This is a genomic window from Mucilaginibacter psychrotolerans (genome assembly GCF_004519315.1).
GTDB lineage: Bacteria > Bacteroidota > Bacteroidia > Sphingobacteriales > Sphingobacteriaceae > Mucilaginibacter > Mucilaginibacter psychrotolerans.
In genome coordinates this window covers 1-25,794 of sequence record NZ_SOZE01000039.1, presented here as the reverse complement: position 1 = coordinate 25,794, position 25,794 = coordinate 1, and the positions used below count along the sequence as shown (strand labels likewise).

General features: G+C 47.1%; 26 protein-coding genes. 17 read left to right on the top strand and 9 right to left on the bottom strand.

Annotation, left to right across the window (positions count from 1 at the left end):
• Positions 1-24 precede the first annotated feature (24 nt).
• The 6 genes from E2R66_RS24445 to E2R66_RS24420 all read right to left on the bottom strand — a co-directional run bounded on the left by E2R66_RS24445 (position 25) and on the right by E2R66_RS24420 (position 4,226).
• Positions 25-1,011, bottom strand: coding sequence for a D-alanine--D-alanine ligase (locus E2R66_RS24445; RefSeq protein WP_133235872.1), 987 nt, complete (start codon positions 1,009-1,011; stop codon positions 25-27).
• A 482-nt stretch (positions 1,012-1,493) separates the two neighbouring features.
• A complete protein-coding gene (locus tag E2R66_RS24440; protein ID WP_133235870.1) occupies positions 1,494-2,078 on the bottom strand; it encodes a Maf family protein in 585 nt (194 codons plus the stop codon).
• A 43-nt stretch (positions 2,079-2,121) separates the two neighbouring features.
• Entirely contained in the window at positions 2,122-2,643 is a 522-nt protein-coding gene (locus tag E2R66_RS24435; RefSeq protein WP_133235868.1) for a KdsC family phosphatase, read from the bottom strand.
• A 171-nt stretch (positions 2,644-2,814) separates the two neighbouring features.
• Positions 2,815-3,057, bottom strand: coding sequence for a Fe-S cluster assembly protein IscX (gene iscX / locus E2R66_RS24430; RefSeq protein ID WP_133235866.1), 243 nt, complete (start codon positions 3,055-3,057; stop codon positions 2,815-2,817).
• A 33-nt stretch (positions 3,058-3,090) separates the two neighbouring features.
• On the bottom strand, positions 3,091-3,423 hold the full coding sequence (locus E2R66_RS24425) for a 2Fe-2S iron-sulfur cluster-binding protein (RefSeq protein WP_133235864.1): 333 nt from the start codon (positions 3,421-3,423) through the stop codon (positions 3,091-3,093).
• Positions 3,424-3,443: 20 nt separating this feature from the next.
• Entirely contained in the window at positions 3,444-4,226 is a 783-nt protein-coding gene (locus E2R66_RS24420) for a Rossmann-like and DUF2520 domain-containing protein (protein WP_133235862.1), read from the bottom strand.
• A gap of 84 nt (positions 4,227-4,310) precedes the next feature.
• Here E2R66_RS24420 and E2R66_RS24415 point away from each other — a divergent pair, with 84 nt between their 5' ends.
• The 3 genes from E2R66_RS24415 (at position 4,311) to E2R66_RS24405 (ending at position 7,259) form a co-directional block, all read left to right on the top strand.
• On the top strand, positions 4,311-5,231 hold the full coding sequence (locus E2R66_RS24415) for an alpha/beta fold hydrolase (protein WP_133235860.1): 921 nt from the start codon (positions 4,311-4,313) through the stop codon (positions 5,229-5,231).
• Positions 5,232-5,261: 30 nt separating this feature from the next.
• The gene (locus E2R66_RS24410; protein ID WP_133235858.1) at positions 5,262-5,591 is read left to right on the top strand and encodes a YbjQ family protein; all 330 of its coding nucleotides are present in this window, start codon (positions 5,262-5,264) and stop codon (positions 5,589-5,591) included.
• Between the two features lie 288 nt (positions 5,592-5,879).
• Positions 5,880-7,259: a dipeptidase gene (locus E2R66_RS24405; protein ID WP_133235856.1), complete on the top strand. Its 1,380-nt coding sequence runs from the start codon at positions 5,880-5,882 to the stop codon at positions 7,257-7,259.
• 237 nt (positions 7,260-7,496) lie between these two features.
• Here the strand turns inward: E2R66_RS24405 and E2R66_RS24400 are convergent, their stop codons facing one another.
• Positions 7,497-8,621, bottom strand: coding sequence for a mandelate racemase/muconate lactonizing enzyme family protein (locus E2R66_RS24400; protein ID WP_133235854.1), 1,125 nt, complete (start codon positions 8,619-8,621; stop codon positions 7,497-7,499).
• A 417-nt stretch (positions 8,622-9,038) separates the two neighbouring features.
• On the opposite strand from E2R66_RS24400, the gene E2R66_RS24395 reads away from it, so the two are divergent.
• The 11 genes from E2R66_RS24395 to E2R66_RS24345 all read left to right on the top strand — a co-directional run bounded on the left by E2R66_RS24395 (position 9,039) and on the right by E2R66_RS24345 (position 20,915).
• Positions 9,039-9,812 (top strand): DUF4290 domain-containing protein, encoded by a 774-nt coding sequence (locus E2R66_RS24395; protein ID WP_133235852.1) that lies wholly within the window; start codon positions 9,039-9,041, stop codon positions 9,810-9,812.
• Positions 9,813-10,015: 203 nt separating this feature from the next.
• The gene (murA, locus tag E2R66_RS24390; protein WP_133235850.1) at positions 10,016-11,323 is read left to right on the top strand and encodes a UDP-N-acetylglucosamine 1-carboxyvinyltransferase; all 1,308 of its coding nucleotides are present in this window, start codon (positions 10,016-10,018) and stop codon (positions 11,321-11,323) included.
• A gap of 107 nt (positions 11,324-11,430) precedes the next feature.
• Entirely contained in the window at positions 11,431-12,021 is a 591-nt protein-coding gene (locus E2R66_RS24385; RefSeq protein WP_133235848.1) for a 4Fe-4S dicluster domain-containing protein, read from the top strand.
• A complete protein-coding gene (locus E2R66_RS24380) occupies positions 12,018-12,566 on the top strand; it encodes an NADH-quinone oxidoreductase subunit J family protein (protein WP_133235846.1) in 549 nt (182 codons plus the stop codon). The genes E2R66_RS24385 and E2R66_RS24380 overlap by 4 nt, the downstream gene beginning before the upstream one ends.
• Positions 12,563-12,868: an NADH-quinone oxidoreductase subunit NuoK gene (gene nuoK, locus E2R66_RS24375; protein WP_133235844.1), complete on the top strand. Its 306-nt coding sequence runs from the start codon at positions 12,563-12,565 to the stop codon at positions 12,866-12,868. The genes E2R66_RS24380 and nuoK overlap by 4 nt, the downstream gene beginning before the upstream one ends.
• Before the next feature lie 4 nt (positions 12,869-12,872).
• A complete protein-coding gene (locus E2R66_RS24370; RefSeq protein ID WP_133235842.1) occupies positions 12,873-13,238 on the top strand; it encodes a toxin-antitoxin system YwqK family antitoxin in 366 nt (121 codons plus the stop codon).
• Between the two features lie 103 nt (positions 13,239-13,341).
• A complete protein-coding gene (locus E2R66_RS24365) occupies positions 13,342-14,052 on the top strand; it encodes a hypothetical protein (RefSeq protein ID WP_133235840.1) in 711 nt (236 codons plus the stop codon).
• Positions 14,053-14,055: 3 nt separating this feature from the next.
• Entirely contained in the window at positions 14,056-16,134 is a 2,079-nt protein-coding gene (gene nuoL / locus E2R66_RS24360; RefSeq protein WP_133235838.1) for an NADH-quinone oxidoreductase subunit L, read from the top strand.
• Positions 16,134-17,738: a complex I subunit 4 family protein gene (locus E2R66_RS24355; RefSeq protein ID WP_133235836.1), complete on the top strand. Its 1,605-nt coding sequence runs from the start codon at positions 16,134-16,136 to the stop codon at positions 17,736-17,738. The genes nuoL and E2R66_RS24355 overlap by 1 nt, the downstream gene beginning before the upstream one ends.
• A 60-nt stretch (positions 17,739-17,798) precedes the next feature.
• The gene (locus E2R66_RS24350; RefSeq protein ID WP_133235834.1) at positions 17,799-19,400 is read left to right on the top strand and encodes a DUF4139 domain-containing protein; all 1,602 of its coding nucleotides are present in this window, start codon (positions 17,799-17,801) and stop codon (positions 19,398-19,400) included.
• 6 nt (positions 19,401-19,406) lie between these two features.
• The gene (locus E2R66_RS24345) at positions 19,407-20,915 is read left to right on the top strand and encodes an NADH-quinone oxidoreductase subunit N (RefSeq protein WP_133235832.1); all 1,509 of its coding nucleotides are present in this window, start codon (positions 19,407-19,409) and stop codon (positions 20,913-20,915) included.
• A 39-nt stretch (positions 20,916-20,954) separates the two neighbouring features.
• Here E2R66_RS24345 and E2R66_RS24340 read toward each other — a convergent pair whose 3' ends face one another.
• The gene (locus E2R66_RS24340) at positions 20,955-22,406 is read right to left on the bottom strand and encodes a sialate O-acetylesterase (RefSeq protein WP_133235830.1); all 1,452 of its coding nucleotides are present in this window, start codon (positions 22,404-22,406) and stop codon (positions 20,955-20,957) included.
• 357 nt (positions 22,407-22,763) lie between these two features.
• Between E2R66_RS24340 and E2R66_RS28555 the strand changes: the two genes are divergently transcribed.
• From E2R66_RS28555 to E2R66_RS24330, 3 genes are all read left to right on the top strand, one after another.
• A complete protein-coding gene (locus tag E2R66_RS28555; RefSeq protein ID WP_158288500.1) occupies positions 22,764-22,922 on the top strand; it encodes a hypothetical protein in 159 nt (52 codons plus the stop codon).
• A gap of 257 nt (positions 22,923-23,179) precedes the next feature.
• The gene (locus tag E2R66_RS24335; RefSeq protein ID WP_133235828.1) at positions 23,180-24,541 is read left to right on the top strand and encodes a pyridoxal-phosphate dependent enzyme; all 1,362 of its coding nucleotides are present in this window, start codon (positions 23,180-23,182) and stop codon (positions 24,539-24,541) included.
• 314 nt (positions 24,542-24,855) lie between these two features.
• Positions 24,856-25,164, top strand: coding sequence for an NTF2 fold immunity protein (locus tag E2R66_RS24330; RefSeq protein WP_133235826.1), 309 nt, complete (start codon positions 24,856-24,858; stop codon positions 25,162-25,164).
• Positions 25,165-25,299: 135 nt separating this feature from the next.
• Here E2R66_RS24330 and E2R66_RS24325 read toward each other — a convergent pair whose 3' ends face one another.
• Entirely contained in the window at positions 25,300-25,671 is a 372-nt protein-coding gene (locus tag E2R66_RS24325; RefSeq protein WP_133235824.1) for a DMT family protein, read from the bottom strand.
• Positions 25,672-25,794: the final 123 nt, after the last annotated feature.

Genomic DNA, 25,794 nt, shown 5'->3' with positions numbered 1-25,794 from the left:
TCAATTAGCGCAATTCGTGTTAACTTACATGGCACCTTCTATCAGTTCGCTGTAAAACTCAGGAACGCTCATGCCTGCTGCCCTTACCTGCTGCGGTATCAAACTGGCGGACGATTGTCCGGGAGTGGTATTTACTTCTATAAAGTAGAATTCGTCGGTATCCTCCAGCAATATAAAATCAATCCGCACCATGCCACGGCAATTGAGGCGCAGGTATATCTGGGTAACAATCTCCCCTATCTCGTGTACTTTTTCGGCAGGGAGACGTGCCGGGGTAATTTCCTCGGTAAAGCCAGGACTATACTTGGCTTCGTAATCAAAAAACTCTTTGGTGGTAATCAGCTCGGTAGCGGGCAGTACGGTTATCTTGCCCTTCAGGCGGGCAATACCTATGCTGAACTCGCGGCCTTTAATGAATTCTTCTATCAGTATCTGGCTATCCTCGTGAAAGGCTTTGTCCAGCGCATCCTGCAAGCCTGCTACGTTTTGCACCTTGCTCATGCCTACACTACTGCCGCCATTGTTGGGTTTAATAAACAAAGGAAACTTAAGGTTAGCCGCAATGGTAGCGGTATCGTGCATATCGCGCTGGTGCAACTGCATCGATTTTGCCGTATGCAAGCCATGAATGCCATGCACCAGGGCCTTGGTGTAGGCCTTGTTCATGGTAATGGCAGATGTGGTAGCATCGCAGGTGTTGTATGGGATACCCATCATATCCAGGTAGCCTTGCAGCTTACCGTCTTCGCCGGGGGTGCCATGCACGGTAATGAATGCAAAATCAAATTTTATCTTTTCGCCGTCAAGAGTCAGGCTGAAATCATTTTTATCCACGGCAATGGTTTCACCATTATGATCGTAAGCCCAGCTATCGCGATGGATGAGGATGGTATAAATGTTGTATTTACCGGTTTCGGCAAGGTTAGCGGCGATGTTTTTGGCGCTGTTGAGCGATACTTCGTACTCGCCGGTGAATCCCCCGGCCAAAAGGGCTACGTTAATGGTTTTCATATAGCCCAAAGATAGTTTTTTTTAGAAGTTGAGGGGAAAGAAAGAGGGATTTTGGAGGTGGAGATCGCTTTTAAAACTTGCTGAATGTTTTTGGCTAAAGCCCGCGTGTTTGTTGATCAATTTCCGTCCACTAAAGTGGGACGGCAATGAATTAGCGTTGCAATTCCATTTAAATGTTCCTGTTCATTGCCGTTTGGCTTCAGCCAACGGTCAATAAAAAGGCTTTTAGGAGGCTTTAGCTAAAATTTGACAGTTGCAGATTTTAAAAGCGATTTCCCTGGCATGTAGAAGTGGGAAACGCTTTGGTTATTTCCATTCAGAACGCCAGACACGCCGTCGTCATGCCGAATTTATTTCGGCACCCCACACGGCAGGTCTGCGGCAAGCAAAGCGCATAAGCAAGGTGGCGACTTTTATGATGGGGTCCTGAAACAAGTTCAGGATGACGTTTATGCAACTATTCTGAAAATTCTAAAATTCTGTTAATTCTGATTCAGACAGCCAATCGCCTTCAGCTGCTGATAAACTTTCTCGGTGGGCAGGCCTACCACATTGGTGTAAGAGCCATTAATACGTTCGATGCCGATGAGGCCGATGCGCTGCTGTATGCCGTAGGATCCGGCTTTATCAAAGGGTTGGTATTCGGCCACATAGCTCCTGATCTCTTCATCCGAAAGCTTGCGGAAGAAAACTTCCGACATATCATAGAACTTATTGTAGCGGCCTTTGTAAAGCAGGCAAACACCGGTGTACACCTGGTGCAGCTTGCCGCTTAGTTTGTGCAGCATGGCAATGGCGTGCTCGGCATCGTTGGGCTTGCCCAGTATCTCGCCATCAATGCAAACGATAGTATCGGCGGTGAGCACCACCTCATCAGTAACATCTTCATCAAAGGCTTCCGCTTTTTTTTGGGCGATGTAAAGGGCAATCTCAGCCGGTGCCAGGCCATCGGGATAGGATTCATCTACCTCTTTCAACACTACCCGGAAATCGATATCCATCAGTTTCAAGAGTTCTTGCCGCCTTGGCGATTTGGATGCGAGAATTATCTGAGGGAAATTTGACATACCGGAACTTTTGACTTTTGACTTAAAACTTTTGACTTAAACGTTACCAGCTATACGCCTGTTCGTTCATCCACTTGCCTTGTATCTTCATCACCTTTTCAATGATATCGCGTACGCAGCCTTTGCCACCGGCATAGGGCGATACAAATGCGCTTACGGCTTTGATCTCTTCGCAGGCATCAGCGGGGCAAACCGGCAGGCCCACCATCTTCATTACGCCCAGGTCGGGGATATCATCGGCCATGTAAAGTACGTTGCTGGGGTGGATGCTCTTTTCTTCTACGTATATCTTAAAGCGTTCGGTTTTAGTATGCGCACCCAGGTAAACATCGTTTATGCCCAGGCTATTTAAACGAAACAGGGCGCTTTTGCTCCTGCTACCCGATATGGCCGCTACATTGTAACCGCTCTTTACAGCCAGCTGCAAAGCATAACCATCCTTAATGTTGAAGGCACGGCTCTGTACGCCGGTTTCGGTAACGAATATCGAACCGTCGGTTAGTACGCCATCCACATCAAAAATAAAAGTGGTTATATCTTTAAGCTTGTTTAAAAAGGACTCCATAGTTTGTTTTTTTGGATTTCACCGATTACTTTTTGTGATTACACCGATTCAGGATGATTTCACCGATGGGTTAAAACGATTTCATAGGTTGAAATGATAATAGTTGCAGGTTTAGAACATTTCAACTTTCCAACCTTACAACTTTTTTAACTTCTCCAACCTTTCTAACTTTTACTGGTTATCCCGCCACTCGTATACCCAGGCGCTTTGTATCTGCTCCAGGTGGCCCTCGCTTGATTCCTCGCGTGTGCCGGCAAAGTTGGGCAGGCTCAGCACCCATTCCAGCAAGTCGGTAAAGCGGATGCGGTATATCTTCGATTCGCCAAAGTCGTCGCCAAACTTTTCGTAAAGGCTCATAGCTATATCTTCGTGATCGTTCCAGTGTATGGGCAGGGCGAATTTATCGTCGTTCATTTCTTGCTTCGTAAGTATTAGTCTTATTAATAATTAATGCCCCATAAAGCCCGACTGATCGGGCAGGGTAACCTCTATGTCGCCGTCAATAATTACGCACTGGCAGCCCAGGCGCGATGTAATGCGCGGGTTTACGGCCCTGTCAATAAAGTCCTCTTCCTTGTCAGAGATCTCCTGAATGTGGTCCATCCCTTTATTAACATACACATGGCAGGTGCTGCAACCGCAAACGCCGCCGCAGTTGTGCTGTAAATCAATGCCGTTTTCCAGGCAAACGTCTAAAACAGATTCCCCTTCGGCAATAGGCAAAACGATGGTATCGTGGTCGGCCTCTTCAAAGTTGATCGTTATATTAAAAATATTCATTATTGGCAAAAGTAACAAAATTACTTATCCCCGTGAGGTACGTTGCTGTTTTTGATAATATCCTGACTGAGCAAGAGGTAAATTTGCTGTAAATCTTCCCTCCCCTCCAACATGTTCAGGTGTGCCTGCATCGTTTGCTCGTCTTTACGCGCTGCCGGGCCGGTTTGTACGGTGGCGGGCGAATGCGCCTTTATTTTATCAGCAGTTTCCAATATGAGCGGGCGCAGCATATCAAATGGCATATCGTGCTCCTTCAGCAAGCCTTCGGCAACCGCATACAGGTGGTTGGTGAAATTACAGGCAAACACGGCAGAAAGATGCAATATTTTGCGCTGTGCAGAATTTACCCGGTAAACATTATTGCTGATGGTACGGGCCAACTCTTCCAGCTGTTTGGTTATGGTTTCATCGGCACCTTCAATGCACATGGGCACATCCCCAAAGTTAAGCTCCTTGGTTTTGCTAAAGGTTTGCAGCGGATAAAATACGCCTGCGTTGGCGGTATGATCTGTAAGTGCCTGTAAACCTACCGCGCCTGAAGTATGCACCACCAACTTACCATATGGCAACAAAGACGGAATAATTTCTTTTATGGCATCGTCTTTTATGGCAACCACTATAATATCTGTTTCAACATTAATATCTTTGAGGCTGCCAATACCATCAGCGCCAACATGATAAGCCAGCAATGCCGCATTATGTATGTTTGGACTATAAACCTGCACCACGCGGTGCCCCGCATTTTTAAATGCTGCTGCCAAGTGAGTGGCCACATTGCCCGAGCCGATGATGGTGATGCGCATGAGTGTTAATATCCTTTTATTGCAAAAATAAATATTTGGGTTACTTTTATTTCTTAATTCAAAATTCATTATTCCCTCACCAAAATGAAGTTTCTTAAACGTACTATTACATTTCTGCTCGTACTTATCATATTCGGGGCGGCGGCTGTCGCCATCCTGTATTTTACCAAAAACAAAGAAACAAAAGAAATTACTTACAACCTCCGCAAAAATACCAACGGCAGCTACCTGGAACTGAGCGGCGGCATTACCCATTATGAACTCGACGGGCCCGACTCCGGCAAAGTAGTCGTCATGATACATGGCTTCAGCGTGCCTTACTACATCTGGAACGGCACCTACGAGTACCTGACCGAACACGGTTTCCGTGTGCTGCGCTACGATGAATTTGGCCGGGGTTACTCTGACAGGCCCGACACCGTGTACAATAAACAGCTTTATATGGACCAGTTGAAAGATTTGTTAACCAAACTGGAGGTTAAGATGCCCGTGAGCCTGGTGGGCGTGTCGTTCGGCGGAGCCGTGGCCACAGATTTTGCCTGTGCATACCCGGATTGGGTGAACAAAGTGGTACTGGTAGACCCGGTTTACAATTTCGGTCACCCCGATTTCTCGCCTTATATTACTACCGTAAAAGAACTGTTCGGTGCCGACAAGCGGGCACTTGGCCAGATGGAGGACTTTAAATACCCCGATAAACACCCCACATGGGTAGACCAATATGTGCCCCAAATGGAGTACAGAGGTTTCCGCCATGCACTGATATCTACACAATACAACTACGATTTTAATCCGCAGGAAAGTTACGCCGCACTCAACAGCAAAAACAAACCGGTGATGCTGATTTGGGGCAAGGATGATAAAACCGTACCATTTACCTTTGCCGATTCGGTAAACAAACTGGTAAAAACCGAGTTTTTGCCGGTTGATGATGCAGGGCACCTACCCTTTTTAGAGCAACCCGAAATTGTAAACCCTACTTTGGTAACATTTTTGAAGAAGTAGTGTCTAATTAATAAAAACACTAAACACCTTATGGATACTTCACTAATTACCACCAGCAACACTTTAGAAGGTTATAAAGTAACCAAACACCTGGGCGTAGTGCGCGGCATTACCGTGCGCAGCCGTAGCGTTGTGGGCAACTTTGCCGGTGGCATACAGTCGCTGTTTGGCGGCAGGCTTTCGGTTTACGTAGAGCTTTGCGAAAACGCCCGCGAAGAAGCTTACCAACTATTGATACAGCATGCCCGCGCATTGGGTGCCAATGCCATCATCAACATGCGCTACGATGCCAACGAGGTGATGCAGGGCATTACCGAGGTTTTGGCCTATGGTACTGCGGTGGTGGTAGAGAAAGCGTAAGTATTGTTTCGACCAGTTAAAACCGACGGCAATGAAGGTGGAATCGAGAAGATTTGTAGTTTCCCCACCTTCATTGCCGTCCCTTTTAAGGGACGGATGTAAGCAGTGCAAGCCGCCCGTCGACTGAAGTCGACGGCAATGAAGTTGTCGCGCGTATAGCATCCTCACAGCATTGCACCTTCATTGCAGTCCCATTTATGGGACGGATACGAGCGGGCTCAGTTTGTTCTTTACTGCTCTGCCAAAAATTCTCCCAACAACACTATATTTGCCTCAAATACATTTACCATGCAGGCAATAAAGCAATATATAGAAACTCATAAACAGCGTTTGCTGGACGAACTGTTCGAACTGCTGCGCTTCCCATCTGTTAGCGCCGACCCAAAATACAAAGCCGATGTTTTGAACGCTGCCGATTACGTGGCCAAAAAATTGACTGATGCGGGTGCAGATAAGGTAGAGGTTTGCCAAACCGCAGGCTACCCTATTGTGTACGGCGAAAAGATAATTGATGGCGGCTTGCCAACCGTGCTGGTTTACGGACACTACGATGTACAACCGGCAGATCCATTGGAACTTTGGCTCACCCCGCCATTCGAGCCCACCATCCGCGATGGCAAGATTTACGCCCGCGGTGCCTGCGACGATAAGGGCCAGTTTTATATGCACGTAAAAGCCTTTGAGCTGATGATGCAGACCGATACCCTTCCCTGCAATATCAAATTCATGATAGAGGGCGAGGAAGAAGTAGGCTCCAATAACCTGGGCATCTTTGTAAAAGCAAACAAAGAACGCCTGAAGGCAGATGTGGTGCTGATTTCCGACACCTCGATGATCAGTATGGAGCACCCGTCTTTAGAGACCGGCTTACGTGGCTTATCATACCTGGAAGTAGAAGTAACCGGCCCTAACCGTGATTTGCATTCGGGCGTGTATGGTGGTGCGGTAGCCAACCCGGCGACCGTATTGGCAAAAATGATCGCCTCCCTGCACGATGAGGATAACCATATCGCCATCCCCGGTTTTTATGCTGATGTGCTGGAATTAACAGAATCAGAACGTGCCGAACTGAATGCCGCACCTTACGACGAGGAAGAATACAAAAAGGATTTAGACATAGCCGAAACCTGGGGCGAGAAAGGCTACACCACTTTCGAGCGCACCGGCACCCGTCCTACACTGGAGGTAAACGGCATTTGGGGTGGTTATATAGGCGAAGGCGCAAAAACCGTGTTGCCATCAAAAGCCAGCGCAAAGATCTCGATGCGTTTGGTGCCTAACCAAACCAGCGAAAAGATTACGCAGCTATTTACCGATCATTTCCTGAAGATCGCACCGAAGTACGTTAAAGTAAAAGTTACGCCGCACCATGGTGGCGAGCCGGTGGTTACCCCTACCGATAGCATTGCCTACAAGGCAGCACAGAAGGCTATAGCCGAAGCATTCGGCAAGCAGCCCATCCCAACCCGCGGCGGCGGCAGCATCCCCATCGTAGCTCTATTCGAAGCTGAGTTGGGTTTAAAAACCGTACTGATGGGCTTCGGCCTGGATAGCGATGCCCTGCACTCGCCGAACGAGAAGTATGATATCTTTAATTATTACAAAGGGATAGAGACGATACCGTTGTTTCATAAGTACTTTGCGGAACTGACCGCTGATTTTTCGTAGGTTAATTTCTTTTATTCGGCACTCAAGAGGACTTCGCCGTTTTAATGATTAAATGATTGCGTTGATTCCAATCATTATTTTCTGAACCATGATTTATAAGATTAGGGGATTTTCTTGATTTCCAAAATCAGGTCATCCTATAATCAAGCGCATCATGGTTCAGACAATCATCAGCGACATCATGGTTCAGACAATCATCAGCGACATCATGGTTCAGACAATCATCAGCGACATCATTTAATCATTAAAATCAACGGTCCACTTCTCACACCCCGCCAAAAACACCTCATCCGCATCCGCCCCTATACCAGGCGCATCGCTGATATCTAAATGATAGCCATCGTATTGCGCGCCGCCAATGCATGGATCTATCAGATGGCCGAGTTTGCAGGTATCCATATCGTAGAATTGGATATTAGGACTGGCGTAAACAAAGTGCAGCTTGCTGCTGAGGGCTATGCGACTTTCGAGCATGCCGCCCATCATACAGGGGATGCCGCGTTCGGAGCAGGTATCGTGGATCTTCTTCGCTTCGGTAATACCCCCGGCTTTAGCCATTTTGATGTTTACGTAATGGCAACTGCCGCTTTCAATTTGCTTGCGGGCATCGTGGTGGATGTACACGCTTTCGTCGGCCATGATTTTGACTGGGGATAGGCCCATAAGTTCGGGCAGTTTATCGTCGTACCAGGTGCGCATGGGTTGTTCGCAAAATTCGATGTCGTATTGGCCCAAAGCCTGCAGGGCAAATACTGCTTCGTCAAAACTCCAGCCCTGGTTAGCATCTATGCGTATTTTCATTTCGGGGCCAACCGCTTCGCGTATTTGTTTGATACGCTCCACATCAATAACAGCGCCCTTACCCAGCTTTACTTTTAATATGGTAGCGCCGGATGATTTAAAGTCGATGGCTTTCTTAGCCATCACTTCGGGTGTGCCGATACCGATGGTGATATCGCTCTCTACCACGCGCTTTTCTCCTCCCAAAAATTGGTATAATGGCAGTCCAGCATTTTTAGCGGCGATATCATAAAGGGCCATATCAAATGCGCTTTTAATGGTGCCGTTGCCGGCGGTAGCATCGTGCAATTGCTGCATACGCGCGGGGATATCCAGCGCATCGTGTCCCTTCCATAATTTGGCAAAATCTTTGGCCATTACCAGGCAGGTGTCCTGCGTTTCGCCTACGATCATCGGGAAGGCCGAGCACTCCCCCACCCCATAAAAACCGGCATCGGTATGTATGCGAATAAAAGTATTGGCGGCATGATCCATCGTACCGGTGGCAATGGTAAAAGGTTCCATGGGGATGCTGAAACGAAATATATCTACGGAGGTGATAGTAACCTGTTGTTTGCTCATATAAGTGAATGCGTTAAAGCGAAAATAAAACAAAAATTGAGTGAACACGAATTTCACGAATTAGGGAGGATTTTCACAAAACATATAGGCGAATGGGCATCAAACACTATTTAAAATGAGTGAACACGAATTTCACGAATTAGGGAGGATTCACACTAATCGTGGATGTGCAATAGGTAGCTAAATCAAAGCGTTAACTCCTTTTTTTAAAAATTCGTGAAATTCGATTCAATTAGAAAAAATTCGTGTTCACTCAATTCGTCTGTAATCTTTCAATTTGCACAGCAACACAAAATCTCTATCTTTGCAATCGTACTTCGTACACATTCATTCTGTTGCTCCAGTTTCTGCCCTCTGAAACTGTCCATGCACCAGGAAATTCTTTCAAACGATTTTATTCAATTAAAAAATATTTACATGGCATTAACCACTTTGCCTGGCGAGTTTGATTATAACTCTACCAGGAACAAACTTTTACTTACCGAATACGGCCGCAACGTTCAAAACATGGTGAAATACATTGTTGCGCTGCCCACTAAAGAAGAACGCAATAAATACGCCCAGGTAGTTATCGACCTGATGGGCTTTTTAAACCCGCACCTGCGCGATGTGGCCGATTTTAAGCACAAGCTTTGGGATCACCTGCACATCATCTCCGATTTTCAGCTGGATGTTGATTCGCCTTACCCAAAGCCTAGTCCGGAGGCGATACACCTTAAACCCGAGCCACTTAAATACCCGCACCAGCGCATCCGCTACAAGCATTACGGCAAAACCATCGAAATGATGATCGAGAAAGCCAAAAGCATCGAGGAGCCGGATCGCAAACGCCACATGGTACAGGCTATTGCCAACTTCATGAAAATGGCTTACGTACAATGGAATAAAGACTCAGTTGCAGATGATTTAATCATATCGGATCTGTTGCACCTATCGGGCGGCGAACTGAAGCTGGAAGAGAACGTAAACCTTAACCGGGTAGAGTTCCGCACCAACCCATACAACAACCAAAGCAACAACAACAACCGCGGCGGGCGCACCAATAACCAAAACAATAACAACAACCAAAACCGCAGCAATGGCGGCGGCGGCGGGCGCACCAACAACAATAACAACCAAAACCGCAACAACAATAATAATAACAACAACCAAAACCGCAACCGTAATACCGGCGGGGCTAAGAAGTATTAATTTGTCATTGGGTCATTGGGTCATTGGGTCATTGGGTCATTGGGTCATTGGGAAAACTTTTTAGGGTTTGATTGTTTGTGCTTGTTGAATTTATTTATTGGATAATTTTATAATCTTTGTTGCTTTAAAACCATTGCACTTCCTGCCATGATTTATGAACGATCAGCTGTAAACATCGGCACGAAATATAAACCGTCAACCAAATGAGAAACGCATTCGAGATACAAGGTGGCAAGAAACTTAAGGGCGAGATTATCCCGCAGGGCGCAAAAAACGAAGCCCTGCAGATCATTTCCGCTGTGTTGCTTACCGGCGAAAAAATGACCATCAATAATATCCCCGATATACAGGATGTTAATAGACTAATAGAACTGCTTGGCGATATGGGCGTAGAGGTAAACCGCATCTCGCGTTCGGTTTGCACTTTCGAGGCCAAGGAGATTGACCAGGATTTCTTCAATTCAGAAGCATTCAAAACCAAGGGCGGCGGCTTACGCGGCTCTATCATGATACTGGGCCCGCTGCTGGCACGTTTCGGCAAGGCATCTATCCCCAAACCGGGCGGCGATAAAATCGGCCGCCGCAGGCTGGATACTCACTTCCTCGGCTTCGAGAAACTGGGCGCACGCTTTGATTACAACCCCGAAACCGGTTTTTATAACGTAGATGCATCCAACCTGCGCGGCACCTACATCCTGCTTGATGAAGCATCGGTAACCGGTACGGCCAATATTGTGATGGCGGCTGTATTATCAAAAGGTACTACCACCATCTACAACGCCGCCTGCGAGCCATACCTGCAGCAGCTTTGCAAAATGCTTAACCGCATGGGTGCCAAAATCAGCGGCATCGCATCCAACTTATTAACGATAGAAGGTGTTGAAAGCCTTGGCGGTACCGAGCATACCATGCTGCCGGATATGATTGAGATTGGCTCGTTCATTGGCCTTGCCGCCATGACAGGTTCCGAAATTACTATCAAGGATGTTAAATATGCCGAGCTGGGCATGATACCCGATGTTTTCAAACGCCTGGGCATACAAATGGAACTTCGCGGCGATGATATCTACATCCCTTCGCAAGATCATTACGAGATCGATACTTTTATTGATGGTTCGCTGCTTACCGTTGCCGATGCACCCTGGCCGGGCTTCACGCCCGATTTGCTCAGCATTGTACTGGTGGTAGCTACACAGGCAAAAGGTTCGGTGCTTATCCACCAGAAAATGTTCGAGAGCCGCTTGTTCTTTGTGGATAAGCTGCTGGATATGGGCGCCAATATCATCCTTTGCGATCCGCACCGCGCTACCGTTATCGGCCTGGATAAGCAAATACAGTTGCGCGGCATCTCCATGACCTCGCCGGATATACGTGCCGGGGTATCCCTGCTGATCGCTGCGCTATCCGCGCAAGGCAAATCCACCATCTACAATATCGAGCAAATTGAGCGCGGCTATCAAAATATCGATGCCCGCTTAAAAGCGCTAGGGGCAGATATCGTGAGGGTATAAAAAAAAATATCGAACACCGAATATTGAATTTCGAATAATGAAGTAAGAAGCAGTAAACTTCGAAATTCGATATTTAGCGTTCATTATTCGACATTAAACTAAAGATATTGATTAATAAGGTTCTAAATAGTTTCGTAACGGCATGGCGGGGCCTCACCCTCACCCTGAAGCATCTTTTTGTGGGAAACCACAAACGCGAGGTAGTGCCTATTAAGGACAATAACTACTTTAGCCGCCAAAACGATACCAATACCATCCAATATCCCGCGCAGCAATTGCCAACGCCCGAGGTGGGCCGCTACCAGCTGGATGTAGAGATTGACGATTGCATTGTGTGCGACCTGTGCGCCAAGATTTGTCCGGTGGATTGCATTGACATCGAATCGATAAAATCTACAGAAGGCTCCATCGGGGAAACCAGCGATGGTTCCAAAAAACTACTTTACGCCGCCAAATTCGATATCGATATGGCCAAGTGCATGTACTGCGGGCTATGTACCATTGTCTGCCCAACGGAATGCATCATAATGACCAACCAATACGACCGCACGGTTTTTGAACTGAAGGATTTGAACTACGAATTCTCGGATATGTCGCCGGAGCTGGCTGCTGAAAAACGCGCTTTGTTGGAAAAGCAGCAGGCCGAAAAACAAGCCGCCAAATTAGCTGCCATGAAGGCAAAGGAGGGCACCGCATGAGCTTAGTACAAGTACTCTTTTACGTAATGGCTTTTGTAACGTTAGGTTCGGCCCTGGTGGTAGCGGCAAGCAAGAATCTGGTGCGCAGCATATTCATGTTCTTCGTAACGCTGTTTGGGTTGGCGGGCCTTTACGTATTGGCCGTTGCCGATTTTGTGGCCGTCACTCAGATTGTGATATACGTGGGCGGCATTTTGGTGCTGATACTGTTTGCCTTTATGCTATCGGGCAAAGAATCGCTGGCCGCTGTGGAGCAGCATCAGAACCGTTTCATCAGCCTGAATACTCTGGCCGCCTTTGTACTCGCCGCATTGTTTTTGGTGGTGATGGTAAACGTGGTATTCAAGGCCGATATCGCTAACCTTGCCTGGGTAAAAACAGCAAAAGATACGGGCAATATTATCCCGGTGAACCAATCGGGCATCAACAACATCGGTATCAATTTAATGACGAGGTACCTGCTGCCATTCGAGGCCATCAGTATTTTGCTGATGATTGCCCTGGTGGGTTCGGCGCATTTGTCGCGCAAGGAGGGCAACCCATGATTGGCTTGCAGCACTTTATGCTGGTGAGTGCGGGGCTGTTTTGCATCGGTTTGTTCATCATCGTATCAAAAAAGAACGCCATACAGATATTGATTGGCATCGAACTGATGCTGAATGCAGCCAACCTCAATCTGGTAGCCTTCGGCCGGTACGACCGTATCAACAACGGCGGGCAAATGTTTGCCCTGTTCGCCATTGTGCTGGAAGCGGCTACAACTGCGGTAGCTTTGGCCATCATCCTGAACGTGTACCGCCGGTATAAAACCATCGATGCTGATAAAATTAACCAGTTAAAGGATTAGGGGGATGAGGAATTACTATTTGAAATTGTTCTCTTCTTTAATAGCACTTGGCTTGGTAATATTGGGGCTGGTTTATTATACATTGAAACAGCCTGTTGAATTATCAACGGACTTATTGTTTATTGACGGCTTATGGTATAAGCAGGATAAAACATTGTTTACCGGCAGTTTCGTTAGCCATACTTTTGAGGGGAAACTATATTCTACAGGAAGCATAAAAAACGGGATGATGGATGGCTTGTTAACAACGTATTATGATAATGGGTCTAAAGAATCCGAATGCAATTTTGTTAATGACACAATAGTAGGAGATTGCATAGAGTACGATGGACACGGTAAAATAAAAGCTTCAAAGACAAATAAAAATTGAACCCAAACACCCCCCATACCGACGCGCAAACCGTTGCCCTTGCTGTCATAGCAGTGGTATTACATTTTGCTGTTGGTAAAATCAACCAGTTAAAAAATTAAAAATGAGAAGGTTGAATTTGTTTGCTGTGTTTGTTTTGCTGATGCTTGCCATTAAGGCTGATGCGCAGGTAAACGTACCAAAAAAGCATCCGCTGATCGTAATTGACGGTGTAATCTTTAAGGGCAGTATAGAGAGCATCGATCCCAATAGCATTGCAGAGACTGCAGTGCTAAAAGGGCCTGTAGCTAAAAAAGTGTACGGCGACCAAGCGGCAGACGGGGCAATACTTATTGTAACCAAGCACGATAGGAAACCGGATTCGATAAGGAATGCGTTGCTGAATGACCCAGCTTTGGCTAATGAGCGGCTGATTATTGTAGACGGAGAATTATCAGAGAAGAAACTAAATGAAATTGATACAAGTACGGTGTTTTTAATAGATTCGATAAAACGGGAAAAAGCATTCGGCCAATTCCAGGGTAGGGCCAGAAACGGGGTTGTTAGCATCCTCACAAAAACCGCTGCCATAAAAGTTTATGAAGACAAGTTAGCAGGTTGGTCGCCGGGGTATCAAATTTATATTGACGAATTGGGCGATGATACAAAAGTAATTTATATACTCAACGGCAAGAGAGTAAGCAGCAACCAGGTTCTGCGGACCAAAGTGTTGTTCAATTTGGATAATAAAAAAATAAAGAGCGTAAACTTTAACAATGGCGAGCGGGTAAAAAAAGGCGTTAAACCTGTTTTAATCATCACAACCAAAAAGTAAAAATTGAACCCAACCACCCTCCATACCGACGCGCAAACCGTAACCCTGGCTATTATAGCCGTGGTGTTGCCATTTGCTGCCTTTGTGGTTAACTTTTTGGTGCTGGGCAAAAGTAAGGCTTCGGGCTGGGTGTCTACGCTGGCTATATTGGGCAGCGCGGTGTTGTCGCTTAATGTATTCTTTAGGGTTTGGGATAGCCATACCATCCATATGCAGCAGGTTTGGTTTACTATTGGTGCAACCAAGGTGCAAATAGGCATATTGCTCAATAACCTTTCGGTGCTGATGCTGGTGCTGGTATCGCTGATAGCCTTGCCGGTACATATTTATTCTACCGCCTACATGAAGGATGATACGGGCTACAGCCGTTACTTTCGTTATCTCAGCTTCTTCTGTTTCAGTATGCTGGCGCTGGTGGTGGTGGATAGCCTCATCACCTTCTACGCTTTTTGGGAGCTGGTGGGTTTCTCCAGCTACCTGCTCATAGGTTTCTGGTACGATAGGGATAGCGCCGTACAAGCCAACAAAAAAGCCTTTATCATGAACAGGATAGGCGATATCGGCTTGCTATCTGCCATTATTATCCTGTTTACACAATTCGGTACTTTCGATATTGACCTTTTATTTGGTGAGCATGGGCGGGTTTCCCAATCTGTAATATTCGAGGGGTTTTGGAACGCAGTTCCGCTACATGATTATGAAAAAGGCACATCGCTTCCCGCCATCTGGCACTACATCGCATTCGGCGGTATCCTCTTAGCAGTCGCCGCAAAATCGGCGCAGTTCCCTTTACATACCTGGCTACCCGATGCAATGGAAGGCCCAACGTCGGTTTCGGCATTGATACATGCGGCTACCATGGTAGCGGCAGGCGTCTTCCTGTTAGGCAGGGTTTACCCGTTTTTTAGTCCCGAAGAACTCACCATATTGGCCGCCGTCGGTTGTTTCACTGCGTTTATGGCTGCTACCATTGCCCTCACGCAAAACGATTTGAAACGCATTTTGGCGTACTCCACCATATCCCAATTGGGCTACATGGTCATGGCGATGGGCGTTGGGGCGTATTCCTCCTCGCTGTTCCATTTGGTAACGCATGCCTTTTTCAAATGCCTGCTTTTTTTGGTGGCGGGTATAGTTATCCACCAGATCAAACACATCAAGGAAGATAACCACCTCGATATCGACCCGCAGGACATCCGCCACATGGGTGGCCTCCGCAAAAAACTGCCGCTAACTTTTATTGCTGCGGTAATAGCCGGTTTAGCTTTGGTCGGCTTCCCGCTTACGTCGGGCTTCCTTTCTAAAGACGGTATCCTCATCCAAGCCTTCGAATGGTCGGAGGGCAAAAACATCCTGTTGAATATCATCCCGATAATGGCATTGCTCACCAGTTGGCTTACGGCTTTCTACGTGGCCAGGCTCATCTTTAAAGTGTTTTTCGGCGAGCTGAGCTTGCTCAAAACCTTCCCATCGCTGCAAATCCACATCGGCGACGGGCATTGGGCATACAAACTACCGCTGGTATTTTTGGCGCTTTGCTGTTTGTTCCCGCTATTTTCGTTTAATCCCATTTCGTACGAAAACTCTTGGTTATATCATGCTTTCGCGCTAAAGCATGAGGCTGCAAGTAATTATCATTTGATAATTCCCGTTTTGGTGACCGTAGTGAGTTTGCTGGTAATCTATCGTGCTTACCTGCTTTATGCAAAACGCGAAGGCAGGATAATCGCCGAAACCGGCCTCCTCTACCGCATCTCTTTCAACGAATGGTATATAGACCGTTTTTATAGGCGCGTAATCGTAAAGTTCGTAATTTGGCTGAGCGGCGCAGCCTACTGGTTTGACCGCAACGTTATCGACGGATTTATTACCCTGCTGGAGCGCATTAACCTCTGCATAGCCAAAGCTGCTGCCTGGTGCGATAAATATATTGTGGATGGCGTGCTGTGGCTCGCCGCAGAGACGGTGCAATACATCGGCAACTTTGCGCGCCGTTTCCATGGCGGCAAGGTGCAATACTATTTGTACAGCATGCTGCTTGCCGTAATTGCTGTTTTTATTATTAAACTGATTTGGGCCTGATGAACATATTAACCCTGCTGATATTCACACCTGTACTGTTCGGATTCATCATCCTGCTGCTGCCCTCATCCATGCGGGCCAGCTTTAAATATATTACCCTTTTGGCCACGCTGGTACAGTTGGGGCTGAGCATTTGGATGTACCTGAATTTTAAGACGGGTGCGCCATTCGCCGGCATCAGTCACGAAGAGCAGTTCCAATTCGTGCAGAAAGTCCCCTGGATACACCTGGATTTGGGTGCGGCAGGCAAAATGCAGATAGAATATTTCGTGGGGATTGATGGTATCTCCATCACCCTCATGGTGATGACTTGCCTCGTAATGGTCGTAGCTGCCGTTGCTTCCTGGGAGATAAAAAGTAACCTCAAAGGCTTCTTTGCGCTGTTTTTACTGCTGGATATGGCGGTAGTCGGCGTGTTCTGCGCGCTGGACTTCTTCCTGTTCTACACCTTTTACGAACTGATGTTGCTGCCCCTGTACTTCCTCATCGGCATGTGGGGCGGCGCCCGGCGCGAATATGCGGCCATCAAGTTTTTCCTCTACACACTCTTCGGCTCGGTATTTATGCTGCTGGTGATGGTAGGTCTATACCTATCGGTAAAGGACCCGGCAACGGGTAACCATACCTTCAACATCATCCAGATGATGAACCCGACCAATTATATCAATGGTTCGGTGTTCTCTACCTTAGCGCACAGCACCATATTAGGCATGCCTGCGCGCTCGGTGGGTTTCGTGGTATTGTTTATCGCCTTTGCTATCAAAGTGCCTGTAGTGCCGCTGCATACCTGGCTGCCCGATGCACACGTAGAAGCGCCAACGCCGGTATCCATCATCCTGGCGGGCATCCTGCTAAAAATCGGCGGTTACGGTATTATCCGCATCTGCCTGGGCATTTTCCCGGATGTTGCTCTTAGCGGTGCCTTCTGGATTGGCTTACTCGGCGTTATCTCGATATTATACGGCGCGTTCAACGCCCTTGCCCAGCGCGATTTAAAACGGCTTATCGCCTATTCATCCGTATCGCATATGGGTTTCGTGCTGCTGGGCATTGCCTCCAACACGGCGGAGGGTATCAGCGGTGCCATGATGCAGATGGTGAGCCACGGCTTCCTATCCACCATGCTGTTCTTTTTGGTGGGCGTTATCTACAACCGCGTGCACGACCGCGACATCTACCATTTCCGCGGCCTCGGCTCATTGATGCCACGTTATACAGCTTACGTCATGGTGGCCTTCTTTGCCTCATTAGGCTTGCCAGGCTTCTCGGCTTTCGTGGCCGAGGCGTTCTCACTGGCTGGTGCATTTAAATCGCATTCCACCAATGGCCTCTTGCCTTATTGGATGGCGGTTTGCGGTTCGGTAGGTATTTTGCTGAGCGCCGCTTACTTCTTGTGGACCCTGCAACGCATGTTCTTCGGCAAGTTGAGCCTGAAAGGGGGAGAAATATGGAAGATTGCCCTCACGGATATCAGCCTGCGCGAAACCCTTACGCTGTTGCCGCTGGCACTCATCGCTTTAGGTTTAGGTTTGATGCCGTCGCTGGTGTTCGATAAAATAAACGATTCGGTGTTGGCGCTGGTGCAATTCATCGGCATAAAATAATTGTTGCAGACTTATGGAAACCAACAGGCAAACGCATCTTACAGGTAAATAAAATAAATTATGAAGAAGCTATTGCTTGTTACCTGCCTGTTAATATCCATCCAAACCCTTCGTGCCGATGACGGCCAGAAGGTACCCACCAAAGTAGAAAAGGTTACCGTGTTCCTCAGCGGAGCACAGGTTACGCGTACGGCTATTGCGAGCGTGGTGCCGGGTACCTCCACCCTATCGTTCGAAAACCTTTCGCCAGAGTTGGACCCGGCCAGCATCCAGGTGCGCGCAACCGGCGATTTCACCATCCTATCGGTAAAGCACGAACTGAATTACCTGGGCGAGCAACTGAAAACCAAAAAACTGGAAGAACTGCAAGCCATGCAGCAAACCCTGCGCGATAAAATATCCCTGCAAACAGCCCTGCTAAACATTAACCAGGAGGAAGCCAATATGCTCACCAAAAACCAGGTAAGCAACGGCCAAACCGCCGGACTGGATATCATCAAACTACGGGCCGCGCTCGATTTCCAGACTGCCCGTCTCACCGAAATAAAAAAGAAGGAACTGGCCATCAATGCAGAAATTGCGCAACTGAACGTGCAATTAAGGAAGTACGACAGCCAGGTAAACCAATTGATAAACACCCGCGGCATCGCCAGCAGCAATATTTTGGTCAACGTATCTTCGGGTGCAGCTTTGCAATCAACTTTTACCATTACTTATGTGGTGGGGCAGGCCAGTTGGCAGCCCACGTATGATATCCGCGCCAAAAATGTAAGCAGTCCGGTGGTTATCGCTTATAAAGCCAACGTGTCGCAGCAATGCGGCGAGGATTGGAAAGACGTAAAACTTACGCTATCTACCGGCGACCCATCGGTTAGCGGACAGAAACCGGATTTGAGGCCGTATTATTTGAATATTCAGCCGCCCGTTCAATATGACACAAACGATGACAAAAGCCTAAATGAAGTGGTGGTGACTGGCGCTTTAGGGGTAAAGAGAGTTGCAAAGCCTATGTACTATTCCACAAGCGTTGCAGTTAACACCACCGAGAACCAAACCAGTATGGAGTTCAATATCCAGAACCCCTTCTCTATACCCAACGACGGCAAGCAATACGCCGTAGAGATAGACCAGGTAACCACCAACGCCACTTACCAATACTACGCCGCGCCGAAACTAAGCACCGATGTATTCCTTACCGCCCGCATTACCGACTGGACCAAGTACAACTTCCTTTCGGGAGAGGCTAATTTGTTCTTCGAGGGTACGTTTATCGGTAAATCGAGGCTGGATACCCGCGCTGCGAATGATACCTTAAGTTTATCTTTGGGCGTGGATAAAAACATCGTGGTGAAACGCCTGATGCAAACCCAACTGGCCGACAAGCAAGGCATATTCGGCTCGAGCAAAAAAGAAACCCGCGACTGGAGCATCTCCATCAAAAACCGCAAAACGCAAGCCATCAACCTGTTGATAGAAGACCAGGTGCCGGTATCGCAAAATGCAGCTATCGAAGTTGATACCCAGGACATCAGCGGTGCCGAAATGGACAAAGCCACCGGCAAACTATCGTGGACATTTACTTTAGAGCCGCAGGCCGTAAAACAATTGCGCGTAAAATACACGGTGAAGTACCCCAAAAACCAAAGCGTACTCGTACAATAATAAAAAATGCAGCAGCTAACGCACGACATCCCCAACCAGTTAAGTAACGTTTTAGGCAGTTTAACCTACTTTAAGCCCGAGATTTACTTAACTGTGTTGTTTATTTTGGTGCTGCTTACCGATTTGTTCTTTGGCAAAACCTCTACCTGGCTATGCCGTGCCATAGCCTGCATGGGCATGGTGATGGTGCTGGTGATGGATTACGACCAGAAATTCCTGCTGATGAAGGGCAGCGGCCTGCAATACCTTTTCGGTAATATGCTGGCGCTGCATGGCCCGGCGGTTAGTTTCAAGATGGTTATTGATGTATTAACCTTTATCCTGCTGCTATACTTTACCTGGGATAATAAACTGAAGGCGCATAAGAAGGGCCTGTCGGATATGTATACCATCGTCGTAGGTTCGGTGTTAGGTCTGCACCTCATGATCATGGCGGTAAACCTGCTGTCGATTTACCTGGCTATAGAGATGGTATCCATTGCGTCGTATCTGCTGGTGGCCTATAAATCAGAACGGCTGACAACCACCGAGGCAGGGCTAAAATACGTGCTTTTCGGCGCGGCATCATCGGCAGTGATGCTCTATGGCATATCGCTTGTTTATGCTTTTACGGGTTCGCTAAACTTAACCGTTGGCAGCCCCATGATTGCCCATCTGATGCAGGTGAACCCGCTTAGCGTATCTTTTGCGTTGGTATTGGTTTTGGTGGGTATCGGGTTTAAATTGTCCTTCGTACCCGTGCACTTTTGGGTACCCGATGTATATGAGGGCGCGGCAACACCGGTTACGGCCTACTTGTCGTCGCTGCCCAAAATTGCAGCTTTTGCACTGCTGGTAAACTTCGTAACCCCGTTTGCCTTTTATAAGGGTTGGCAGGGTTTCGATTTCCGGCTGGTGCTGGCGGGTATCGGCATCGCCACCATGATAGCCGGTAACTTTGCCGCTGTACTGCAAAACAATGTAAAACGTATGCTGGCCTATTCGGGCATTGGGCATACCGGCTTTGCGCTGATGGCATTGGTAACTTTTACGCCCGATGGCTTATCTGCCCTTATCTATTACCTGTTTGTATACGGCCTCGGCATCATTGCCGCTCTGGCGCTGACCAATTACTTCGAGAACGCCGAGGGTATTACCGATGTGCGCGATTATAAGGGCCTGGGCTTTAAATACCCGCTGGCCTCGGTTTGTTTTGTGGTAGTGCTGGTATCTTTAACGGGCATCCCGGTGAGTGCTGGTTTTACGGGCAAGCTCTTCGTGTTTTCGGCCACCTACAGCGTTTACCAGCAAACTAAGGACCCATGGCTGCTGGCTATGCTAGGCACCGGGGCGTTAACAACCGTGGTGGCCTTGTTCTACTATATCAAAATACCGCTCAACCTTTTCCTGAAGCGTAGCGAGCTTTTGCTGAGCGAGAACAAGTGGTCGATAAAGCTGGTGGTGCTATCTGTTGTGATTGCGGTAGCACTGATCGTATTCGGGGTATTCCCGGATTTGCTTAAGGGGCACCTTTAGTCATTCCTTTGAGGACTTGTCAGCTTACAGCGCGGTTTACTACCAGTTATCCGTACGGAACGGTTCTGCCGGGAGGCCTGCTGAATTTTGCAGGTTGGTTACAGGCGCATTGGTAAAAGCATACCTGATGGCTTGAACTTTTGCACTGGTAGTCAATACAATAGTTTTTCCCTGGATTGCGGCAACCACGGGGCGGAAAACATGGTCGGCACCCGCTACATAAAAGTGTTGGTTAAGCGTGTTATTATTCAGGGTGTTTAGTCCGTTTGCTGTTCCGCTGATAAAGTTAACCGTAACCTTATCGCCCGTTTGCGACCATGATAAATACTGCGGGCCCGTACAATCCACCGGCAACCCATAGGTATTCTTTAAGGCTAACAGCGCTAACCGTTCGCCTACAGGTTTTTTATTTTTCGGATGATGGTTATCGGGCTCCCCTACATCCATGGTAACAGCCATCCCGCTGTTGGGCATTTGCCGCACATTGCTCTGCGCTTCCCTAAACCGCGCATAATAATCAGATTTCAGATTCCCGCCCTCAGGTGTGGTTTGGTAATAATCTTCGGCAAAAGGTGTCATCTGCACATAATAAAAAGGCAAGGCACCCTGTTTAAAACCGGCTCTCCACTGGCTGATGAGGGTTTTGTTAAGGCTGGTGTAGCTGCTTGCCGGCGTAACATGCGAGTCATTTTCGCCCTGGTACCAGATGAATCCTTTGATGGAAAGCCTGTTTAACGGGCTGATCATGCCGTTAAACTCGTCTCCCCCCTCCGACCAATCCCTGCAGTAGGAGCCGTTTACGCCCGATACAATAATTCCTATCGGCACTTGTAGTGAGTTGAACAGTTTTTGCGCAAAAAAATAGGCCACGCCACTCCATTTACCTACGGTGGCCGGCGAACAAGCATCCCAGCCCGCAGGCGATTCAAAAGCGCTTAAAGGTAGCGATGCCAGCTTTTGGCGTACGGTGCTGGCACGGATCAGCGGGTAATCGGCCGCCGCAATCTCGCTTTTGTAATTGGTAACGCCATTGAATGGAGCAATCATATCAACCGGCATCACCATGTTTGATTGACCGGCACACACCCACACATCGCCAATTAAAATATTGGCTAGTACCACAGGATCCTCCGAACCTGTTTTACAAGTGATGGTTTGTGGAGTGCTATTTGCCGATGCGGCAGGGATGGCGATGGCCCAGTTGCCATCTTTATCGGCGGTGCCTGCAAAATCGTTTCCATTCCAGCTCACCTTTACCGTTACTTTATAGCCTGCGGTAGCCATTCCCCATATGGTAAAGGGTTTGTCGCGCTGTATCACCATATTGCTTTGCAAAACGTTGTTAACAGCAAATGGAACAATTTTAGGCGGGGTGGTAACATCCGGCTTAGGGTCGGGCTTCGCATCCGGGATAACTACGGCATCCTTTCTACAGCCTTGTACAATCAGCAGCAGTACTAATGCCAGGTAAAGCAGGGGTTTAAGGTTCATTCTATCGTAAAAATATAAAGCGCTCACCTGTTTAAGCTATTGTATTCCTATCTGGCAATAAACGTTCGGTTTAAAATACTTACAGGTTTATGGTGGTGATAAGGCTAAAACAAGGGCTGCATAAAAATGAGCTTTTCTATTTTAAATAACAACTGGTTTTATGATCTCGGCTTGTTGAATAATGTTCGAGCCCCTATCCTCATCTTAGAACGCAGATGTATTTACCTTTCCATAACCAAAATATCATTTTAGAAAGCGAGTTTTTAGGCTTAACCTTTTTTTGCTAAAGGCGCATATGTAAGCGAGGTTTAAACGCTAAATAGTCTATTTTGTATATTTGTGTAACAATATAACATCATGGCAAATTCAAGTAAAAAAGAAATACCGGATGGTATTCCGACTTTCATGAAAAAAATGATGGAAGATAAAAGGGATATCAAAGAAGCTATTCGCGATAAAAAATCATTGACAGAGTTGGCAAAAGAGAAAGATATTAAACTTGCAAAACTCATATGATATAAAGTGATGCCCACAGGCATACCAAACCTAAACCCGATAGGAGCGTAAAGCCCGGACGAAGGAGGACTTGGAGTGGATAGCGGGGCTGCCGGAACCGAAGAACCAAGGCAATTGCTTTTCTAAATCCACCAGCCATTAATCACATCCTCCTACAGTACAGATGTATTTACCTTTCCATAACCAAAATATCATTTTAGAAAGCTAATTTTGAAGCCTAACCTGTTTTATATATAGGACTGGTAGATATTTAGATTATGTGGTATAACAACATCCTCGAAACCATTGGCAATACGCCACTGGTGAAGCTGAATAAAGTAGTAAAAGACATCCCTGCCACGGTTTTGGCCAAAATTGAAACCACCAACCCGGGCAACTCTATAAAGGACCGTATGGCCCTTAAAATGATTGAGGATGCCGAGAAAAGCGGCAAACTGAAACCTGGCGGCACCATCATCGAAGGCACATCGGGCAATACAGGCATGGGCCTGGCCATTGCTGCTGTTATAAAAGGTTACAAGTGTATTTTCACCAGTACCGACAAGCAATCGAAAGAGAAATTCGATGCCCTTCGTGCTTTTGGTGCCGAAGTAATTGTATGTCCAACTAATGTAGAGCCGGAAGACCCGCGTTCTTACTACTCCGTATCGTCGCGCCTGGAGCGCGAGGTACCCAACTCCTGGAAGCCTAACCAATACGATAACCTCAGCAACTCGCAGGCCCATTATGAGCAAACCGGCCCCGAAATATGGGCACAAACCGAAGGCAAAATAACCCATTTAGTAGCAGGCGTTGGTACAGGTGGCACGCTATCGGGTACCGCACGTTACCTTAAAGAGCAAAACCCCGATGTCAAAATCATCGGTATAGATACTTACGGCTCGGTATTCAAAAAATACAAGGAAACCGGCGAGTTTGATAAAAACGAGATATATCCATACATCACCGAAGGCATTGGCGAAGACTTTTTGCCGGCCAACGTTGATTTTAGCCTGATAGATCATTTTGAGAAAGTGACCGACATGGATGCCGCGCTCATGACCCGCGAAATTGCCCGCAAGGAAGGCATTTTCGCCGGTAACTCAACCGGCTCGGCTATTGCAGGCGTGCTGCAGATGAAGGATATGTTTAAAGAGGGCGATGTGGTAGTGGTGATATTCCCCGACCATGGCACCCGCTACCTGGGCAAAATGTATAACGACGACTGGCTGCGCGACCGTGGTTTCATCAAAGAAGAGAAACTCACCGCCCGCCATATCATTAGCAAAAAGGAAAGCCAGGATATTGTTACTATCGACTGCGAGAAGACCGTACTGGAGGCCATCAACACTATCAAGTCGCTCAATATATCACAGATACCGGTTACCCAAAAAGGTATGGTGATAGGCAAGATTACAGAAAGCGATATCCTCACCTCGCTGATGGAAAACCCCGGCATCAAATCGCAGCCGGTAAAAAGCATTTCAACAGCCCCCTTCCCTTTTATCGATTTGAATACTTCGATTGATAAGATTTCGGGCATGATCAACAAGGATAATATCGCCGTGCTGGTAGAGGATGATAACGGAAAGATTGAAATTATTACGCAGTACGATATTATCAATGCGATATCGGCGTAGATTATAAAGGTTTAAAGAACAAATAATTCATGTAGAGGCGCAATATTTTGCGCCTTTTTTTTTCATATCGTCATTGCGAGGAACGAAGCAATCTCCTGATAAGCAGAGCGGCTTGCATAGTGGATTGTCTTGCGTAGAGATTGCTTCGTTACTCAATGACGTTGTGGTTAAGCTTTCTCCTGCATATCCGCTCTACCATTTTAAAGTTCACAGATAACCCGAATAAAACTTTTCATTATATTTAGTTTGTGAAAAAAATCCTCCTTATCGCATGTTTGTTTCTACTGGCCGGTTGTGACAATACCTGGCAGACGATGCACCTTTCGATCGAAAAATCGAGAAACGCTATAAGTTATTATGTAAAACGACATAAACTGCCTGAACGGGTATTTGCGAAAACGGTGATAACAGACGAGGCGAGCGCAGCAGTTGCAGCCGAGGAGGTACTATTCCCCATATATGGCAAAAAACAAATCAGAGCAGAAAGACCTTATACAGTTGGCAATGCTGATGGCTATTGGATAGTTTATGGGTATCTACCGCCTGATACCGATGAAGATGTTTTCATCATTATATTCTACGGAAAAACCAGCGAGATTATGTATTGGGAGCATGGAAATTAGGGTGGCACATCCTCTCTACCGTCATTGCGAGGAACGAAGCAATCTCCCGATAAGCAGAGTCGCTTGCACAGTAGATTGTCCAGCATAGAGATTGCTTCGTACCTCGCAATGATGCGGTGGGGCAGTTCTCCACCCTCACCATTTCTTAAATATCACAAACACGGCCAATACGATCAGCGCGAAACCAACCAAATGGTTCCAGCCGAGTTTTTCTGTTTTGAAGAATACGATAGTGAATACCATGAACAAGGTAAGCGTAATAGCTTCCTGTATGGTTTTCAGCTGCACCAGGGTAAATGGCCCGCCATCGTCCTTAAAGCCGAGGCGGTTTGCCGGCACCTGGAACATATATTCGAAAAAGGCCAGTCCCCAGCTGATGAAGATGATAGAGATCAATCCGAGGTTTTTGCCCCACTCGTACTCTTTGAATTTAAGGTGCCCGTACCAGGCAAAGGTCATAAACATGTTGGAGACGGTGAGGAGAAGGATAGTTTTTAGTCCGCGCATAATGTCTGAATCAGAATTGCTATGTATAAAAGTGATAGGACAGCATACGGCAAAGGCCGGATGCTATTATAATTAAAAGAAAGATACCTCAAACTGCTATGTGCGGTCATTCCTAAGCCGGGA